The organism is Bdellovibrio sp. HCB-110 (assembly GCF_047323225.1).
Taxonomy (GTDB): Bacteria; Bdellovibrionota; Bdellovibrionia; order Bdellovibrionales; family Bdellovibrionaceae; genus Bdellovibrio.
Map to the genome: position 1 here is coordinate 3,536,351 of NZ_CP178750.1, position 18,222 is coordinate 3,554,572.

The window sequence follows — 18,222 nt, forward strand, 5'->3', positions numbered from 1 at the left end:
GAACTTAAAAGCTTGTTGTTATAATTGTTTCATCACAGCAAACAGTTTGCTAGCTGTGATTTCAACTAGACCATTCATTTCTATGACCATCAAAGGCAGACAGATAAACACAACTGTCATTCCCAACATGATCGTCACAGGCATGCTCGTCACCAAGACGTTGATCTGGGGCACTGCTCTCCCCAAAATTCCCATCGCCAAATTTGCCAACAAGATCGTGACCAAAACCGGTGCACACATCTTGATCGCCATTAACATAACGGTCTGACCGTATACGGCCATCTCTGCAAAAGGGCCCACGTTAAAAGCTAAAGAACTTACAGGCACAAGTTCATAGCTTTGCGCAATTGCACTGATCAGCATGTGATGCCCATTGATAGCTAAAAAAACCAACGTTCCGATTGTAGAGTAAAATTGATCAATCGTATTCCCGTGACTTCCCAACATAGGGTTGTACATCTGAGACGCGCTCAGACCCACGGACATCGACACCAAGTCCCCTGTCATTGTGACTACGAAGAAGAACAAGCGGGTTAAAAATCCCAACGACAATCCGATGATCAATTCTCGGACCGCTAAACCAATGATTTCATTAGAAATTAAAGAGTAGTCAACATTGCCTACTTTAACCACCGGAAAGAGCAAAACGCTCAATACGATCGAAAGGAGAACCTTGATAGGCACGGTGATCGTCGGAGAGCCAAAAACCGCTGAAGAAACGACAAAGGCAATCATGCGCAGAAAAATCAGCGCAAAAAGAAGAATCTGAGCCTCTGTCATTGAACTCCAGTTAATCACTCGCTATTCCCTCACCATCACGGCAATATTTTCAAAAAGATTCACCGTGTAACTGCTCATCACATCCATCATCCACGGTCCCGCCAGCACGAACACCAAAGCGACGACAATCATTTTGGGAATGAATGTGAGGGTCGCCTCATTAATCTGAGTCAGGGCCTGGAAAATACTGACGGCCAAACCCACAACCAGCGTGCTGATAAGGAGCGGAGCTGCCAGCATAGCTGTAGTACGAAGAGCATCTTGTCCAAGTCGAATTACAAGTTCTTCTGTCATTTTTCACCTCTACCCGAAACTCTTCACCATGGAACCGATGAGAAGACCCCATCCATCCACTAGGACAAAGAGCATGATCTTAAAGGGTAACGAAATCACAACCGGAGGAAGCATCATCATCCCCATCGCCATCAGAACGCTGGCCGCGACGATGTCGATGACAAGGAATGGAAGGAAAATAATAAAACCAATCTGGAATGCCGTTTTTAATTCAGAAACCACAAAGGCCGGAACCAAAACCATCGTAGGAACGTCGGCACGAGTTTTTGGTTTATCCACTTTCGAAAGTTTGATGAACAAAGCCAAATCCGAATCACGAGTTTGGTTGAACATAAACTTACGAAGAGGCGCCAAAGTGTTTTCAATCGCCGCATCTTGGGAAATCTTCCCGGCAAGATAAGGCTGAATACCTTTGGTGTTGATCTCGTTGAAGGCCGGTTGCATCACAAAGAAAGTCAGGAACAAAGACAAACCCACCAACAATTGATTCGGTGGCATTTGCTGAACACCCATCGCCTGTCTTAAAAAAGAAAAGACGATGATGATGCGAGTGAAACCCGTCATCATAATAAGAATTGCTGGCGCCAAAGTCAGCACCGTCATAATTAAAATCAATTTAACAGCGTTCACGACTTCGTTCGGGTTGTCCGTGGTTTTAAAACCCAGATTCACCGTCGGAAGAGTCACTTGAGCAAACGCACTGGAACTAAATAAGAAAACCAGAGGCAAAAGCAGAAGACTCCAAAGAGTCCAATTCATCTTTCTCACTGAAGAGACCTCATTCCCTTAAGGCGTTTTGAAACGATATCTTTAATGCCGCTGATCGCGAATTCTTCGTCAGAATCCAAATCTTTCGCAACACGCTTTTTAGGAGCAGGCGTTGCCTCTTCGTCACTGTTTTCAAAGTCTGCTTTTGCAGAACTCAAACCACCCAAAACTTTTCCGAAGTTTTGTGGCGCTTCTTCCGGAACTTCATCATCAAGAAGAGATAAAGCTTTGATCATGGAAATATTGTGATCCGTCACACCGATCAAAATAGATTCACCAGCGACACGCACAATCGCCAAGCTCTTTTTTGGTCCCAAATAGTGCTGTTGCAAAACTTTGATCTGCGTTTGGTGTTTCATGGCTTTAGGAATTTTGTACTTACGGAGGAAAAAGTAAGCACCTGTTCCCACAAGACCCAAGATCGAAAGAGTAAAAAGAATACGGAATACACCGCTTCCTTCTGAAGCCGCCTTCTTGTCCTTTTCAAGATTCAAAGGAATCTCAGACTCTTTGCGAGTATCTACTTTGTTTTTCTCAACAGGGGTCGCTGCTTCTGTCGCCGCCGCACCTGCAGTTTCCGTAGCTGCAACCTCAGCGGGGGCCGCTGAAGTTGTCACTGCTTCTTCCGCCGCGTGGGCAGATACTGAAGCTAAAACAAAGATCAAAGAAAGCAACAAACGCATCTTAAACCTCTTATCTGAGCTGTTCTACGCGCTCAGCTGGAGAAATAATATCTGTCAAACGCACACCGAATTTCTCGTTGACCACCACGGCTTCACCGCGCGCGATCAATTTGTCATTCACATAAACTTCCATCGGCTCACCGGCCAATTTGTTAAGTTCGATCACGCTACCTTGAGTCAGATTCAAAAGCTCACTCACTGGCATTTTCGTGCGACCCAACTCAACGGAAACTTTCAGTGGGATATCCAAAATCAAATTCAAGTTGCGGTCACTTGGAGAAGGAGCTGCTGGCGCCGCTGCCGGCTTCTTTGCGCCTTCCGCCATTCCCGCAGCTTCTGCTACGAGCTGATCCGCCAAATTATCTAAAGTATCGTCACCCATTTATCCCCCTACTTTTGCACCGGTCGTGTTACTTGGACCGCGACAGTTCCATGATGTATTCCGTAATAACCTTTAAATTTTTTCACGCCTTCAACATTCACATCGAACTCTCCGGAAGCGTCTTGATCCAAAGGAATCACGTCGCCCACTTTCAAATTCATCATGTCTTTCAGCTTGATCTCGGTTTCACCAAGATTCACTTTGATCTCCATGTCTGTTTCAAGAAGTTGTTCCTGAATGATCGAAGTCCAAAGTTTTTTATCAGTTTGGTCAGACTCCACTTGGAAGCCCGTTGAAAGTTTTTGTTTGATCGGCTCAATCGTTGCGTAAGGAATCACGATAGAGATCGTGCCCGTCGCGTTTTCAAGCTCCACGTCGAAAGTGGATGCGATCACCACGTCCGTCGGAGGAACGATACCCACGAACTGTGGATTCACTTCCGTACGAACAAACGAACAACCGATTTTCTCAATGGAAGCCCAAGCCATTTCTAGATCGTTGATCGCAAGACCCACGACTTTTTGTACGATTGAAAGCTCAATCGGAGTAAAATCTTTTCCGTCGATCTTTGTATAAGGACGATCCGCTCCACCAAAGAAGCTGTCGACCAGAGCGTAAGCCAATTTACTTTCGATCACGAACAAAGCCGAACCACGCAAGTTCCCGAAACGCAAAACGCTCATGCAAGTCGGCATTGGTAAAGTATTAATGAACTCCCCGAATTTTAAAAACTCAGTGGATGTCAAAGTGATAGAGGCAATCTTACGAAGCGCAGATGACAAAGAAACGCGGAATGCACGCATGAATTTCTCGTAGATAACTTCCAATTGCGGAAGGCGACCACGGATAATTCTGTCCTGGCTTGTCAGGTCGTAAGAAACAATCTTACGTTCATCCACTTTCCCCACATTTTGGGCTTCGGGCTTGGATGTTTCTGCCGTCGCGACATCTCCATCAGAGACCGCGGCTAACAGAGCATCCACTTCACTTTGCGAAAGAACCTGATTCATAGTCCTGCCTTAGTTATAGATAAACTCAGTGAAGAACACGTTTGAAATCTTCCCTTGCACCAGGAAGGAATTAATCGTGTCCTTGATTTCGTTTCTCAAACCGTCTTTCCCCTCACGAGAAGAGACATCTTCATATGTTTTAGAAGAAAGAATGATAATAATGATGTCGCGAATTTGCGCTTTGCGCTTTTCGATTTCTTCAAGCACATGGTCCCCCTTCACTTCGAGTTCCATGTTTACTTTCGCAACCTTGCGGCCCTTAGAGCCTGCTAAATTCACGATGAAAGTTTCAAGAGGGACAACCTTGCCCACCACTTCTTTTTCTTCAGTGGCTTCTTTATGTTGTGCTTCCGCTTCCCCTTTGATGACGTGTTCAATCTTAGGTTCTGCTGCTTCCTTTTTGCGTCCTTGATAAAGCATAAATCCCACGCCGGCGACGACGAGCATATTAATGACCGCCAAGGCAATGAGTAGTATAGGCTTTTGTCCAGATCCCCCGCTCGGAGCTGACGACGCTTCCGCTGCTGCCGCTTTTTCTTCAGCCACTTCATCCTCCATGATGAATGACCACATAGTGGTCCTATCAAGATTGAAAGCAACACGGATGCCAACAGGACACTAGTCTAGCGTCATAGACTGCAGTCCAACATATTTGATTTCAGGCAATTTTTGCCTCCCGGGACATTGTTTGCCGGGTAGTAATTCTATGACAGGAGTCAAAGTTTTGGCGTGAAGATTTGACGTATAATGAATGCAAAAAGGAGGTTCATCATGAACAAGGATATATTCCAAGGAAAAATCAAAGAAATTTCCGGCGAGCTCAGAAAAAAATGGGGCGCGCTGACTGACGATGATATCCAAAAAACAAAAGGAAATGCCGAAGCCCTCAGTGGTCTAGTTCAACAAAAAGTCGGACTTTCTAAAGAAGAAGCCTCTCGAGAAGTGAACGACCTCATGTCTACTTGGGAAAGAAAGTTTAAAGAAGGCAAAGAAGCGGCCTCAGACAAATTAAACGAAGGCATCGACAAAGTTAAAAACAAGCTATCGCACTAGATATGAAAGCCTCAATGCTGAGGAAGGAGAATCTATGGATAAGCAATTCTTAGAAGGAAAATTCAACGAAGTTTCAGGCGCACTGAAACAACAGTTCAGCAACCTGAATCTCAGTGATGAAGAAATCCGCAAAGCTATGTCTAGCCCTGATGATCTCGTGGATTTAGTTTCACAGAAAACAGGCCTTCCTAAAGAAGAAGCCAGCAAAAGAGTTCACCAGGTGATGGACTCCCTTCACATTGATGACGCCCAAGCAAAAGGCTTCATGGCGAAATTCGCTGATAAAGTAGAATCAAAATACGAAGAATTTAAAAACAAGCTTTCTCACTAGCTTTAAGAGGGTCCCCGCAAGGGGCCCTCTTTTGTCTCTCCCTGAAAGGTTCGACAGCGACAACCCTTTAGACGCCATTTAATTCGATTTGAGCCCTCTAAATAGGGTCTTTCTTTTGCTCTTCTTGAAAGGAAGAAGAGAGACCAAACATGAAACTTTTTTCCAACATCGCCATCCTTGCCCTACCCCTGATCCTCGCGGCACAGACAAGCTTTGCAAAATGCGTGGACTGCACAACCTTGGAGTTTGGAAAAAAAGTGCAAGTTCCCCTGCTCAGCCCCCTTCTTCCTCTCGATGCAAAGGGAAAATTGGAATACATCGCTCACATGGGTGTCGATCTTTTCAAAATGCCGACACAAGAAGAACCAGCGACTATTGCTTTTTTGTCGACTCCTCCTCCAGATCTGATGAAACGTTACGAAAAGATTTTTAATGAAGGTGTCCTGGGACTTTTTCTGACAGAAAGAGCGACTTACAATCGTGTTCATACTCCGACAATTCTTTTGCTGGAAAGTGCGGATGCGTGGACGATCACCCATGAGTTTATGCATTATCTCTTTGATCGCGCTCGCCTCTTGGACGACCCAACGACGGAATCTCGTTTGGTGAACAACATGAGTGATGCGAAGGAAGACTTCTTTGGCACTTGGGATCGCTATAAAATGTTTGGCGGTTACGCGAATGAAGAACACAAGCAAGCCACGGTTGCGAACTTCGTGGCCTTTGCCGATCTTCAGCAACAAATTCTTTTAAGTTTTGAAATGGAAGAAATGGCCATCGAAAAATTCCTGCGCATGATTTACATCCACCATAAGCCGCCAGGTTTTGATCAAACCAGCTTCGATCGCAGTACCAGATACATTCGCAGCACTGGTTCCAAATCTTTGGACTATCTAAACGTGATGCTGAGTTCTTGCGAGGATATTAGAAATTCCTTGAGCGCCTCTGACGGCGAGCTCTTAGCGAAACTGGGTAAAACCTGCGCGCAGGCCCAAGCTTATAAAAAGACAATTCTTAAGATCGGCCAAGACCTCAATATCGAATTCACTCAGCAGCAATAGGACTATTGAGTTTCCGCACGCAGGTGATTTTTAAGCACGCCTTGAATTTCATGCACGAGGTCTGCATTACCTGCGACAATAGAATTTTTGTAAGGATGATATTTTTCTCCGCGATAGGTTTCAATGATGCCGCCGGCTTCTTCCACTAACAAAATTCCCGCAGCAGCATCCCAAGGCTGGATGTTTCTTTCCCAGTATCCATCAAAGACTCCGCGAGCCACTTGCGCAAGATCATAAGCTGCAGCTCCAGGACGACGCACGCCACGGCACTTGCGCACCATCTCGTCGAAAACTTTTAATTGTTCTGCTATGACATGTTCGTGTTCTGATACAAAGCCCGTTGCTAGCAACGCCTTCTTCAACTCTTTGTTTTTGCTTACCTGCAAACGTCGACCATTCACAAAAGCACCTTGCCCACGAATCGCCGTATAAGTTTCTTTGAGAATCGGCACATCAATCACAGCAAGCTGGATTTGGCCGTTGATTTCTAAACCCAAGCTGATGCAGAAAATCGGAAAACGATGAATGTAATTTGTCGTTCCATCCAAAGGATCTAAAATCCAACGACCCTCCGGACCTGCAGGCTGGGCCTGGACTTTCGCCCCGGGAGCATTTTGCGCGGCAAAAGTTTCTTCGCCCAAAAAACCAATCGTGGGAAAATTTTTCTTAAGATGCTCTGCAATGACTCGTTCTGATTCTTTATCGGCTTCACTAACAAGACCGGCTTGAAACTTTTCTTCGATGTGCTCTAAGTTACCGAAATAATTGAGAAGCACCTCGCGCCCTAGGCTTACTGCCTTGATTGCTTGACCTAAGACCTGCTTCCAATCCATTGATTTTACGCCATTTTCCATGCTTTTCCCTTTGAGCCGGACTCTCTGATGATTGACCAGTTCCGAGACTTAAAGCTAACATGATTGAAGGGTCAAAGGAAGGACCTTAAACTTAGGCGATCAAGCGAGTTTAAAACTATGAGGATTGAAAAAATGAGTTCTAAAACTGATTCTTTTGTGAAACTAGCGATAGTTTTCTTTATCTCTTTGCTGTCATTTTCTATCGGTACATTCGTAGGCAAAAAGTACAGTGACAACCAACATCAGCTAGCAGCTTTAGAACCACAAAAATCATCTCATTCTACAGAGCGTGAAGTGGCGTCCGTAACTCCAGAAAGCGAACACAAAGTGGGCGCGATGACGGATGAAGAAATCGCAAAATTAGCTGAAGAGTTCGTCGCTGACGATGCAGCTCCAGCCAACGAAGCACAACACGGTGAAGAAGTTGCCGCTAAAACAGAAGAAGGTCACGGCGGCCACCATGGCGACGTTGCTGAAGTAAAAACAAAAGAACCTAAATCTGAAATTCAAAAACCAAATCCAGTCAAAGACAAATCAACTCCTGTAACAAAACATGAGGAGCCTCTTTCTGCGGCTAAAAACATCGCAGCAGGCAAAGCGCCAACAACCCATGAAGCTGTCGAGAAAAAAGACGCAACTAAAGAAGAGCGTCTTCCATCTTCATTGCCAAAAGACGTTGCGCAATACGCTGTCGGTAAATTCACAGTGCAAGTAGCTTCTTATGCTGAAGAAGCAGAAGCTCAAAAAATGGCTTCTGATCTTAAAAACAAAGGTTACAGCGCCTTCTACATTCCTGCGAATATCAAAGGTAAAACTTGGTACCGCGTGAGTGTTGGCCAGTTTGCAACGCAAAAAGAAGCGCAAACTTACCGCGGTGAACTTTTGAATAAAGCAAAAGTTGGATCAGCGATTGTGCAAAAGATCACTGAATAATTGATCGTAAAATCATAGTTTAATTCCTAAAAAACCCCACGCTTAAAAACGTGGGGTTTTTTATTTTCCTCGTCCTTACATCCCATGTACGCGCACTGCAAAATCCCAGGCGGTTTCGCCAAAAGCATCCTTATAAGTGGCACTTGAAGTTCGCACCAAGAAAGTATGCATCGTCGTATCGGCAATCCAAGTTCTGACATTTCCAAATGGTTTGGCAATCACAGCAATTCCCGAGGGACCTAAAACAAGTTGGCTGTGACCTTCCGGCGAAATATCGCCAAAGACGATCGACATCACAAGATCTTTCGTCGACTGCAAGACACCGACATTCCAATGGGCATATCTTAAAAAGACCGGGCCCATGAGGGGCGCTAAGAATCCATCGTCTACCGAGTAAGATAAGTTGATTCGACCAAAACTTTCCGCATAATCGTGATTCAGAGCTGGTGTGAATTTCTGCCAAAAACTTTTTCCGAAATGCAGTCCGGGACTGTCGGCGATCAAAGTTTTTTTAGCTTTTGCTGATAAGAAAGATTCTAAAGTTGTTCCGTGCAAAAGAGCTCCGATGGCACCCGCGGAGTATCCCCAAACTGTGGCGTCAATCACATCCTGAAAATGAATGATATCTTGCTGCTGTAAGTATTGAAAAGTAAGAACCACATTGTTGTATCCATTGTGGTAAAGCATCACTGAGTTTTGATAAGAAGCCGTGTGAAATCCCGCATGCACATCACCCGTACAATAAGGCATGAAGATAGCGGTGTGACGACTCCATGGATTGTTCGGGCCTTCCGTCGCCATCACCGTCGTAGGTGGCGGACCTTCCATAGGTTGAATTCGGGTCAGCGGACTGTTTCCGTAACAAGTCCCCTCAGACCAGCAAGCGCCACCTCCCATAAATTCGACAAGCAGTTTATCCGTGTCTTTGCGATCAATAAAGACACTGTAGTTCTGCCCGTCTCCACACATCGCTCCAGGAATATAAATTCTTTCCCAATTTCTCGCCTCGGCAAGAGACCAAGAAAGACTGACAAATAAAAGGATGAATTTAATTGTTTTCATGTCCCCGATTTTATCGGGGCTTTTAACAGAGTGAATATGTACTTTGATGACACAAGACAAGAGTCCGCGTCAGTAGACGTGGCACCTGGCAATTAAAGCGACAACTGAAAGCCCAGACGCAAAACGGCGCTCCACACAGGATTTGGGTCGAAGTCCGATGCAAAAAGAGCGCGCCCTTCAAGTGCTGCCAATACACCAAAGTCTTTAGTGACATTCACAGAAACCTCACCACCGGCAACAACACCAGACATAAATTTGGTATTGCTCTTATCCGTCCGTGACTGTCCCATCAAATTTGTTGTGACTTCGTCCTCGTAAAGTCCTGCACCGGCACCCGCAAAGAGGGTCGACTCAACACTTTGATCACCATTTGTGCCGTTAAAGAAATGATAGCGGCCCCACATTACAACGTCCTGATGAGTGCGCTCTAAGGAAGAAGTTCCGTTACCAGTGTCTTCTTCAAAACGGGCGTACTCCATCAACACGCTGATCTTACGCATTTGCAGAGCCACTGCGAAATTTAAAGGTTTACGGTCAACCATCTCTTGGGAATCGGCACGTTCGTAGCGCATTTCGGGATTTAATAAGAAAATTTTCAGAGAGTTGGATTCATCTCGGAAAGAAGGCATTTTCGCACGGGAAACCTGAGCCTGCGCAAGACCTGCGAACAAAAGAACAAAGAGTAAAATCAAAGACCTCATTTCGCTTCACCTTGAGGTACTTCTGCTGTCTTAACAGGAGCTTCTGTCGTAGATGGCGTCGCAGGATCAACGATCTGCTCTTTTTCAATTTTATTACTTTTGCAAACAAACTTTTCGTTGGAAACTTCCACAGAGTTCGTCATCACTTGCGCTAAGAACGCGCACTCGTTCTCTTTTAATTCTCCCAATTGCTCGATCAGGGACTCTACGAATTGCACCGATGTGTAGTAGTCTTCAGACAAACCTTCAAAGCTGCTTTTAATCTTAGGTAAAGTCTTAATAAGAACCTTGGCAATTTCCTTGCGCGCCTGTAAAGGCTCAACACCACGATCTTTGGCATAGATGTCTGTCAGGCGTTTTAGGAAACGTGAATACTGCGTCGCCAAAGAGTAAGCAAAACCAATAGAGTATTCTTTCATCTTTTTGTTGTCGCCAGAGTTGTAGAAGATCTTCAAAGATCTCTGCAAAGCTTCTGGGCTCGGTAAAGAGTTCACAGAAGTTTCATCCGTCACTTTCAATGAACGCGCATTTTTTTCGCCTGGCAAAGACTGCGCGATGAAATCCGGATCGCCTGTATACATCCAGCCCCAGAAATCCGCGAGGCCTTCGTTCAATCCGCGAGTGATCGCCATGTGATAATAGAAATGCAAAGTTCCTTCATCCATGCGCATATGACTTTCGATCGGAAGCACATCGAGTCTTTGACGTGTTGAAGTGGAAAGATCTTCCTGCACGTCTGTGATTTTCAAAATCTCTTCGCGATCGTGAACACTTCCCTTGTAGGGAGATTCTGGAAGTACGAGTTTATAAAATAAAGAATGAAAATGTTCATGCGCAAGAATTCCGCCATTGATGGCAATAGGAAGACCGTTTTGCGTGTAAGGAACAAAGAGCATCGAATCTGTAGCGCCATCATAAAAGGCATTGTTTCTCACGCCGCCTTTGACTTTCACTGCAACACCAATATCACGTGGCCATTTGTTCACGCCACTTGCGCCCAACTCCTCATCCAACTCAGCAAGTCTTTGCATGTGAGCGTAGACCGTGACCAATTGTTGAGTGATTTCGTTGGCAGGGATGTACTCCCCTTGTTTGTTGCGGATAAATCGAGTTTTTGGAGACTGACCATCAAGGCGGCTGTTGATAATGCGCGGGCTCATGAAAAAGCGCACGAAACGACCCGCCATAGTTTGCAGGTCTTCAATGCCGTGAAGCTCCATCACATCGAGAGAATAAGTGCCTTTAGAATTGCTCATAGGAGCCAAAACGCGAACGGACCCGTTTTCCTGAGCCGAGTGAGGTTCAGGAGAACAAGCTCCGAGAGTCGAAGTAATCAGAATTGCCGCTGTGATCCGGCCAAAAACGCGCTTCACAAAATCCTCTCTAAGCACTATAAACGGAGGGTCCCTCTCGCCTATTGACTTATTGCGTTATAGTTATAGTGAAAAAGGGCGAAAATCTCAATGAAAACTTGAGGATAGACAAACTTTGTCAGTCTCACTAAAGGTTCGACACTGACTTGAGGCAACTGCCGATTGGACAAGCTCGATGGATGTACTTGATTTTGTTACCAAAAACCTAAACCCATCACAAAAAGAGGCCGTAGAGACCCTGGAAGGTCCTCTCCTCATTCTTGCGGGCGCGGGTTCCGGGAAAACTCGGGTTCTCACTCATCGCATGGCCAACATCATCGGCCAAGGGGTTGCCTCCCCCGACGAAATCCTCTGCGTGACCTTCACCAATAAGGCCGCCAAAGAGATGGAGCACAGGATTTACAAGATCTTGGCTGACATGGGCGCGCGCATTCACTCGCAACTTTGGATCAATACGTTCCATAGTTTTTGCGTTCGTGTTCTGCGCCAACACATCACGCTTTTGGACTACAAACCTTTCTTCGGGATCTACGATTCTTCGGACACTTTAAGTCAGATCAAAAAAGTCATGGTGGCTTTGGACATCAACGACAAAATGTATCCGCCTAAGAATTTTCAAAGCCGCATCAGCCAAGCCAAGATGTTGGGGCTGACTCCGGAAGGTTTGGAAAAAAACTCGCGCCGTTTGATGGATGCAAAAACGGTGGAGGTTTATAAAGCCTACGAAAAAGAGATGAAACGAGCGAACAGCTTGGATTTCGATGATCTCTTAATGAAAACCTACGAACTTTTCCGCATGTATCCTGATGTTTTAAAAATGTATCAGGAAAAATTCCGCTTCATCATGGTGGATGAGTATCAAGACACCAACCACATTCAGTACTTGATCGTAAGAATGCTTGCTGAAGCTCATCGCAACTTATGTGTGGTCGGTGATGAAGATCAGTCGATCTATAGCTGGCGTGGTGCGGATATTAAAAACATCTTGGACTTCGAAAAAGATTTCCGCGAAGCCAAAGTTGTCAAACTGGAAGAAAACTATCGTTCCACAGCCAACATCGTCAACGCCGCCACGGCTGTTATCAAGAACAATACGGAAAGAAAAGATAAAACTCTTTTCACTTCCAATGACGCTGGTGACTTGATTCAAGTTCGTGAAGAAAAAAACGAATACGATGAAGCTCGTTTTGTCGCAAAAACAATTCAGACGATGATGAACGAGGGCGAAGGCTCTTACAACGACTACGCTGTTTTCTATCGCACCAATGCGCAGTCGCGGGTTCTTGAAGAACAACTTCGCACTATGGCGATTCCTTACCGTCTTGTGGGCGGTGTTCGTTTCTATGAACGCATGGAGATCAAAGACATGCTTTCGTACATGAAACTTGCGATCAATCCAGCGGATGATATTGCCTTAAAGCGTATTATCAATGTGCCAGCCCGCGGAATTGGCAAAACCACAATTGAAAAAATCGAAGAGTTCGCGGCTCACCATAATTTAAGCATGTACATCGCAGCTCAAAAAGCCTGTGATGAGCGCCTGTTTAATGCGGGCACAACAGGAAAAATTCGTCGCTTCCTGGGGTTGATGGATGAACTGCAAGGCAGCGCTACGAGCTTCAAACTTGTCGACTTCTATCACATCGTTTTGGATCGCAGTGAATACTTGATGGCCTTGAAGAAAGACGAATCTCCAGAGTCGCAAGCGCGCATTGAAAACTTAGAAGAGCTCGACAATGCCATTGCCCAATTCGCTAAAGAGCGTGGCGAAGAAGCGACATTGACAAGCTTCCTCGAAGAAATGGCTTTGGTCAGTGACGTGGATTCTTTGGATCAAGAGCAAAACTCTGTGACGATGATGACTCTGCATATTTCTAAAGGTTTGGAATATCCGTATGTCTTTGTTGTCGGCATGGAAGAAAATCTTTTCCCGAGCAGTCGCAGTCTTGATAACGATGGTGAAGAGGATGTTGAGGAAGAACGCCGACTAGCTTATGTCGGCATGACTCGCGCGCGCCAAAAATTGTGGCTCACATACGCCAAGATGCGTCGCGTGTGGGGCCAAGAACAATTCAATCCGCCCTCAAGATTTATCAAAGAGATTCCGCAAAACTTTGTCGAATTCAAAACAGCAGCGGAGGGCCCTCGCTTTGTTTCCCGTTATGGCTCTGGTTCTTACGACGAAGACAGCGCTATGGGCAGTCCTCGTTGGGGCTCACTGGGATCAGATCGCAACAAAGCTCGCAGGGAAGTCTTCGACGACAATCAGGATTTTCCTGACTATGAAAACGAAGGTTCGAGCTCGGCGCAGTTCACTAAAGGCATGCGCGTAAGACATCCTACTTTTGGTGCGGGAACTGTGTATGCGACGGAAGGAACGGGCGAGAATTTTAAAGTCAGCGTTATGTTCACTGACAATACAGTTAAGAAGTTCGTGGTCAAATACGCTCGCTTGGAACGTATTTAATTTGAGATTGACTCCTGTCTGAAGACACACAATTATTCTGGGTGCTAACAATAAGGAGTCATTATGAAATTGATCACGATTGCCGCTCTAGCATTGGCTTTCACGGTATCAGCACAAGCTAAAACACCAGGTACAAAAGTATCTAAATCTCCAGCGTCTGCAGAAAGAAGCTACGCTTCTACTTCTTCTTACGGCGGTTCATTCACTCACGAGATCACTACAAATCTAACTCGTGGTGTTTTCCAATCTGGCAAAAACTGTAAAGATTGCGACACTGGAACAATCATCGATATCGGTGGTTCTTACCTTCGCTACTGGAAAGACAACATGCAATACGGTGTTGAAGCTCGTTTGCAAAACTTGTCTAAAGAAGCTTCTGGCGTAGGCAAAAGTGTTACACGCATCGACCTATTGGGTGTTGGAACATACAACCTCACTAGCGACCTTGCGAATGCAATCTATGCTAAAGCCGGTGTAGGTCTTTACTCTGTTGTTAACGACGACGGTGACGATTACGAAAACAAATTCGGTTTCTTCGTTGGAGCTGGTAAACGTTTCTCTTGGTTGAACAACGTATCTTACACTCCAGAGCTTCGTTTGGTTAAACGTGGTGACATCGACATCGCGATCCAAATCGATCTTTTGAACTTCTCTATCTACTGGTAATCCGGGGGACAGAATCTTTTAGATTCTAGAGATAAAAAGCCCAGGAAAACCTGGGCTTTTTTTATTTGGCATTAACTTGGAACTACTCAGAATGCATAAGATAAGTTGGGGCATATTAATTTCTTTAAGTCTTTTTATCAGCTCTTGCAGCGCGCCTTCCATTCAGCGAGGTCCTTCTGCGAAAACTTACGAACTCTCTGCTTACGAAAAAGCAAATGACTGTCATAATACTGTTATTCACAAAGAAACGCTTCAACTCTGGGACCATGTCCAGCAACAACTGCGCCATGATTTTGTAGATAAAAGACTCTTAGAAGTCGGCGACGTCTATGCTTTGTATGATCTTGAAATCTATCTCCGCAACTTTTTAACTATGGTCCAACGATGCGAAGATCATCGTGAACTAAACGAAATCGTTCAACTTCTTTTACCCACGGCAACAGCCTTGAGTCCCTCAACAAATAATTTGAGAAAAACATGGATTTGCAAGGGCGGAGATGTCTGTCTAAAAAACAAGTTCATCGGCAAAGAAGTTCTTCTGCCGAATCTTCAGTTTGCTGGACTTATCTCTTCAGTCATCAATGCCATCTCTAGTCTTCCGGCTAACGAACGAACTTCCGATATGGCGAAGTTCTTAAAGGTCTTTTTACCTGTCATTATTGAGGATCACCTGGCAGTGTGGACTAAGACGTATATCCCGCGCTGGCAAAAATTAAAGACGATACCGAAAGACCAAGTTTCTCAAAACTTTCTAAATGCATTTGACGATAAAGACATTTGGATGCTGATCAGTCTTTCTGAAACTCTGACTGCAGCAAGCAAACTTGAGAATACTGATACCTACACTTTACTTCCTCACCTTAAGGTGCATTTAGTTAGAGCTTACAATACAGGAGTGGAACTTCTTCGCAATCGTATCAGCAAAGAAACAATCTCGCTCGCATCTGGTGGCAAAGCACTTATCGCTTATTTTGATCTGGGCGCTTGGAGCCGTTACGAAGACATGCTCTTCGCAGGATATCGCAGTGAAAAAAAACCTCTCACATGTGGACCGAACGGCGTTAAAACCTATAATGTAAATAAAAAATCCATTCCCCTTGTTCCGACAGTCAACATGGATATCAGTCATGCGCGCAGACTCGTTCCACTTTTTGAAACTTTCTTAAGGAATGAGAAATGGATGAAACAGAATGGCGGCCTTGATCCTGATGCTACGCTTTCCTCACGCGAACTTGTTACGGCTATTGCCAACGAATTTGCTGAAAAAGTGATGAGCCAAGAAAAGCCTCTTTTTCATACTTACATGGATGGAACAAACGGCTGGTATCGCGTTGATTATTCTTCAGGCTCGGCTTGTCGCGAAGGAGATGGTCCTTACATGAGTAGTTATGCCGGACCCACAGGCGGTTTCGGATTTTGGGCGGCTCAGAATCCTCGCATTGGTGCGACCATGAATAAAATCTATCTGCTACTTTCCTCAAAGAGAGAAGAAGATCAAAAGTTTGTGGAAAAATACTATAAGAATGTTAAAGAAGTGCCCCTGCAAAAGTTTATGTTCTTACCAACCCTCGTCGGCACCGAGTAAATCTATTCGCAAGGTCCCTGATATTTTTCGTTTTGTATTTTATCGCCCAGATTTTCGCGGAACCACGTTTGCACTTTAACCGCTTCACTTTCCAAGAAGTCTTCGTCTCCAGAACCACCATTCTGGTCTTGAAACTGAACAAAGTGCGCAAGCTCATGTACCAACGAGTCCACGGGGGTGCGTGGATATTTGAAAGACGTCTTCTTATTCATTAAGTAGATCGTGTTATTGTTGGCATCATACACATTTAAGAAAAAATCAGGGCGCATATTCCACCACTTTTCCATAGCATCCTGAAAATCAATCAAAGGTGTTTCGCTTTCGATCTTTAAATTCGGTGCGGGAGTTGCTTTAGTACTTCCCATACGTTTTCGAGTGATTTGCAAAAGGCAGTTCATGTCTTCGCGAAGGTTTTGGGAGTTCCAATACTCGTTAGACTGAGCAAGGGTCGCTTCCGAGAAACTGACAAAAGCTAATAGGACAAGAAGGGATTTCAACATGAAGGACTCCTTTGCAGTTTGGAATGCAATCCGTTGGCCATGTCTTTCTTCGTTTAATTACTCCTGAGCTTTATAAGGCTGTCTAACACTTGGACGATGAAACCAGACCTGTTCTTGGTCTTGCTCCCCACCAACGATCGTTGCCGCCGCTCGGGTGAGCTTGCTAGTGTTTTTATATGACCACACTAAAAAGACTCTCTTTAGCTATTTTGTTTTTACTTCCAAGTTTGAGTATGGCCGCACCGTCAGGATTTTCTTTGGTTGGAACCAAGGAAATTCAAGAAGACGATGTCACTTTTAAATATCAATCCGCTGACGGTACGTTTGAGTTAAAGTGCACCCATGTGTTTGATGAACCCGATCTTTCTGATTGGGATGTTTGGTGCGGTAAGGGTACAAAATGGCTGCGCCAATTCCGCATTCACTTCTTGGTTCGCCAATATGAAAGCAAAAATTCAAATCGCTCCGCTTTCGAAGTTTTATACTGGGTGATTGATCGCGATCAACACATGTCCAAAGCTTTTTCTTCAACAAGCTCTTGGATTCAATTTAAGAATTTATCAAATCTTGAAAGAATGTCTTTCAGTCAAGGTGTAGAAAACGACTACGCTTATCTGACTGTCGAGTTGAAACCTACAAAGTAAAAAAAAGAGGATGGTCGGAATGACCATCCCCTAACGGAAGAATCTAGCCAATCAGCTTTAACGCTAATTGATTGGCTTGGTTTGCCTGCGCAAGAATCGAAGTTCCGGCCTGCAATAAAATATTATTTCGAACCATTTCACTTGAAGTCGCTGCCACATCCGTATCACGAATACGACTGTTGGCTGCTGACAAGTTTTCTTGAGTCACACCCAAATTGTCTGCTGTGGAAGTCAGACGGTTTTGCAAAGCTCCCAAATAAGCTCTCGTTCCACTTACGGATGTTTGCGCACTGTCCAGTCTTGCAAGAGCCTCCTGGGCTCCCCCTTTTGTTGAAAAATCAATACCCTCAAGTCCCAAAGCATCGATGGTCGCCGCATTTTTTCCAGCATCAAAAGAAATGCGATCCGCGAAGGGATCGTTGCCGATGCCCACTTGAAAATCAAACTGCGGAGCGGAACCGTCTAAAAGTTTCGTCGTTCCCCATGTCGTGGATTTAGCGATCCTTTGCATCTCGTCTTTGAGTTGCAAAACCTCTTTATTAAGCATGCCTCGTTCTTTTTCGCCCACGGTGTCCGAAGCCGCTTGAATTCCCAACTCGCGCAAGCGCACGATGATATTTCCGATTTCATTCAGTCCGCCCTCAGCAGTTTGAATCATGGAAATTCCGTCGTTGGCATTTCTTTGCGCTTGGCCCGCAGAACGGATTTGCGCTTTCAATCTTTCTGAAATCGCTAAACCTGCGGCATCATCGGCCGCTTTGTTGATACGACTGCCCGAAGAAAGTTTTGCCATCGAATCATTGATCGCTCTTTGTGAGCCGATCAAATTTCTTTGCGCATTCAACGCTGCAATATTTGTAGTAACTCTCATCCCCATCGTTATCCCCGTATTGATGTTGCAAACTTTTCGGGAAAGACGATTTGAACTTCACGCGACCATAGAACGAATTTTCGAATGATATTAAATAGATACTTGTTTTAAAAGGCGAGTCCTGTGCAGGAGTGATTCACCTTTTCGTATTGATTTGAGATTTGCGCTCAAATTTTTTAGTGAAGAGATGGTAAGGATCTTCAG

At 44.9% G+C, this 18,222-nt stretch carries 20 protein-coding genes and 1 pseudogene; 8 read left to right on the forward strand and 13 right to left on the reverse strand.

The features are described 5' to 3' along the window. Window positions 1–18: 18 nt before the first annotated feature. The 7 genes and pseudogenes from ACL934_RS16775 to fliL all read right to left on the reverse strand — a co-directional run bounded on the left by ACL934_RS16775 (window position 19) and on the right by fliL (window position 4,490). Window positions 19–798 (reverse strand): flagellar biosynthetic protein FliR, encoded by a 780-nt coding sequence (locus ACL934_RS16775; RefSeq protein ID WP_374075430.1) that lies wholly within the window; start codon window positions 796–798, stop codon window positions 19–21. A gap of 3 nt (window positions 799–801) precedes the next feature. Then, complete coding sequence (gene fliQ, locus ACL934_RS16780) at window positions 802–1,074, reverse strand: flagellar biosynthesis protein FliQ (protein ID WP_295905968.1); 273 nt, start codon at window positions 1,072–1,074, stop codon at window positions 802–804. A 9-nt stretch (window positions 1,075–1,083) separates the two neighbouring features. Then, window positions 1,084–1,833: a flagellar type III secretion system pore protein FliP gene (fliP, locus tag ACL934_RS16785; RefSeq protein WP_374080486.1), complete on the reverse strand. Its 750-nt coding sequence runs from the start codon at window positions 1,831–1,833 to the stop codon at window positions 1,084–1,086. A gap of 5 nt (window positions 1,834–1,838) precedes the next feature. Then, window positions 1,839–2,525 carry a FliO/MopB family protein gene (locus ACL934_RS16790; RefSeq protein ID WP_413612645.1) on the reverse strand — a complete coding sequence of 229 codons (687 nt, stop codon included), beginning with the start codon at window positions 2,523–2,525 and terminating at the stop codon, window positions 1,839–1,841. A 10-nt stretch (window positions 2,526–2,535) separates the two neighbouring features. After that, window positions 2,536–2,787 (reverse strand): annotated as a pseudogene (fliN, locus tag ACL934_RS16795) (flagellar motor switch protein FliN); the annotation flags it as partial. A gap of 128 nt (window positions 2,788–2,915) precedes the next feature. Continuing rightward, window positions 2,916–3,917, reverse strand: coding sequence for a flagellar motor switch protein FliM (fliM, locus tag ACL934_RS16800; protein WP_374075435.1), 1,002 nt, complete (start codon window positions 3,915–3,917; stop codon window positions 2,916–2,918). 9 nt (window positions 3,918–3,926) lie between these two features. Beyond that, the gene (gene fliL, locus ACL934_RS16805; RefSeq protein WP_413612646.1) at window positions 3,927–4,490 is read right to left on the reverse strand and encodes a flagellar basal body-associated protein FliL; all 564 of its coding nucleotides are present in this window, start codon (window positions 4,488–4,490) and stop codon (window positions 3,927–3,929) included. A gap of 198 nt (window positions 4,491–4,688) precedes the next feature. Here fliL and ACL934_RS16810 point away from each other — a divergent pair, with 198 nt between their 5' ends. From ACL934_RS16810 to ACL934_RS16820, 3 genes are all read left to right on the forward strand, one after another. Continuing rightward, window positions 4,689–4,970 carry a CsbD family protein gene (locus tag ACL934_RS16810; protein WP_374075439.1) on the forward strand — a complete coding sequence of 94 codons (282 nt, stop codon included), beginning with the start codon at window positions 4,689–4,691 and terminating at the stop codon, window positions 4,968–4,970. A gap of 34 nt (window positions 4,971–5,004) precedes the next feature. After that, window positions 5,005–5,301, forward strand: coding sequence for a hypothetical protein (locus tag ACL934_RS16815; protein WP_374075441.1), 297 nt, complete (start codon window positions 5,005–5,007; stop codon window positions 5,299–5,301). 149 nt (window positions 5,302–5,450) lie between these two features. Further along, window positions 5,451–6,362, forward strand: a complete 912-nt coding sequence (locus ACL934_RS16820; protein ID WP_374075442.1) for a hypothetical protein — start codon at window positions 5,451–5,453, stop codon at window positions 6,360–6,362. Window positions 6,363–6,364: 2 nt separating this feature from the next. Here the strand turns inward: ACL934_RS16820 and ACL934_RS16825 are convergent, their stop codons facing one another. Further along, complete coding sequence (locus tag ACL934_RS16825) at window positions 6,365–7,216, reverse strand: inositol monophosphatase family protein (RefSeq protein WP_374075444.1); 852 nt, start codon at window positions 7,214–7,216, stop codon at window positions 6,365–6,367. Between the two features lie 132 nt (window positions 7,217–7,348). Here ACL934_RS16825 and ACL934_RS16830 point away from each other — a divergent pair, with 132 nt between their 5' ends. Then, window positions 7,349–8,149, forward strand: a complete 801-nt coding sequence (locus ACL934_RS16830; protein ID WP_374075446.1) for an SPOR domain-containing protein — start codon at window positions 7,349–7,351, stop codon at window positions 8,147–8,149. Between the two features lie 75 nt (window positions 8,150–8,224). On the opposite strand, the gene ACL934_RS16835 is transcribed toward ACL934_RS16830, so the two are convergent. The 3 genes from ACL934_RS16835 to ACL934_RS16845 form a co-directional block, all read right to left on the reverse strand. Beyond that, entirely contained in the window at window positions 8,225–9,211 is a 987-nt protein-coding gene (locus ACL934_RS16835) for a pectin acetylesterase-family hydrolase (protein WP_374075448.1), read from the reverse strand. 92 nt (window positions 9,212–9,303) lie between these two features. Beyond that, window positions 9,304–9,912: a hypothetical protein gene (locus ACL934_RS16840; RefSeq protein WP_374075450.1), complete on the reverse strand. Its 609-nt coding sequence runs from the start codon at window positions 9,910–9,912 to the stop codon at window positions 9,304–9,306. Then, window positions 9,909–11,285 (reverse strand): hypothetical protein, encoded by a 1,377-nt coding sequence (locus ACL934_RS16845; RefSeq protein ID WP_374075451.1) that lies wholly within the window; start codon window positions 11,283–11,285, stop codon window positions 9,909–9,911. Before ACL934_RS16845 ends, ACL934_RS16840 begins: the two co-directional genes overlap by 4 nt. Before the next feature lie 175 nt (window positions 11,286–11,460). Here ACL934_RS16845 and ACL934_RS16850 point away from each other — a divergent pair, with 175 nt between their 5' ends. The 3 genes from ACL934_RS16850 (at window position 11,461) to ACL934_RS16860 (ending at window position 16,003) form a co-directional block, all read left to right on the forward strand. Beyond that, window positions 11,461–13,752, forward strand: coding sequence for an ATP-dependent helicase (locus ACL934_RS16850; protein WP_374075454.1), 2,292 nt, complete (start codon window positions 11,461–11,463; stop codon window positions 13,750–13,752). 63 nt (window positions 13,753–13,815) lie between these two features. Further along, on the forward strand, window positions 13,816–14,418 hold the full coding sequence (locus ACL934_RS16855) for a hypothetical protein (RefSeq protein ID WP_374075456.1): 603 nt from the start codon (window positions 13,816–13,818) through the stop codon (window positions 14,416–14,418). Between the two features lie 91 nt (window positions 14,419–14,509). Further along, window positions 14,510–16,003, forward strand: a complete 1,494-nt coding sequence (locus ACL934_RS16860) for a hypothetical protein (protein WP_374075458.1) — start codon at window positions 14,510–14,512, stop codon at window positions 16,001–16,003. Between the two features lie 2 nt (window positions 16,004–16,005). Here the strand turns inward: ACL934_RS16860 and ACL934_RS16865 are convergent, their stop codons facing one another. Further along, complete coding sequence (locus ACL934_RS16865; protein WP_374075459.1) at window positions 16,006–16,503, reverse strand: hypothetical protein; 498 nt, start codon at window positions 16,501–16,503, stop codon at window positions 16,006–16,008. Between the two features lie 176 nt (window positions 16,504–16,679). Here ACL934_RS16865 and ACL934_RS16870 point away from each other — a divergent pair, with 176 nt between their 5' ends. Continuing rightward, the gene (locus tag ACL934_RS16870; RefSeq protein ID WP_374075461.1) at window positions 16,680–17,147 is read left to right on the forward strand and encodes a hypothetical protein; all 468 of its coding nucleotides are present in this window, start codon (window positions 16,680–16,682) and stop codon (window positions 17,145–17,147) included. Window positions 17,148–17,190: 43 nt separating this feature from the next. On the opposite strand, the gene ACL934_RS16875 is transcribed toward ACL934_RS16870, so the two are convergent. Then, the gene (locus ACL934_RS16875; protein ID WP_374075463.1) at window positions 17,191–18,024 is read right to left on the reverse strand and encodes a flagellin; all 834 of its coding nucleotides are present in this window, start codon (window positions 18,022–18,024) and stop codon (window positions 17,191–17,193) included. Window positions 18,025–18,222 lie beyond the last annotated feature (198 nt).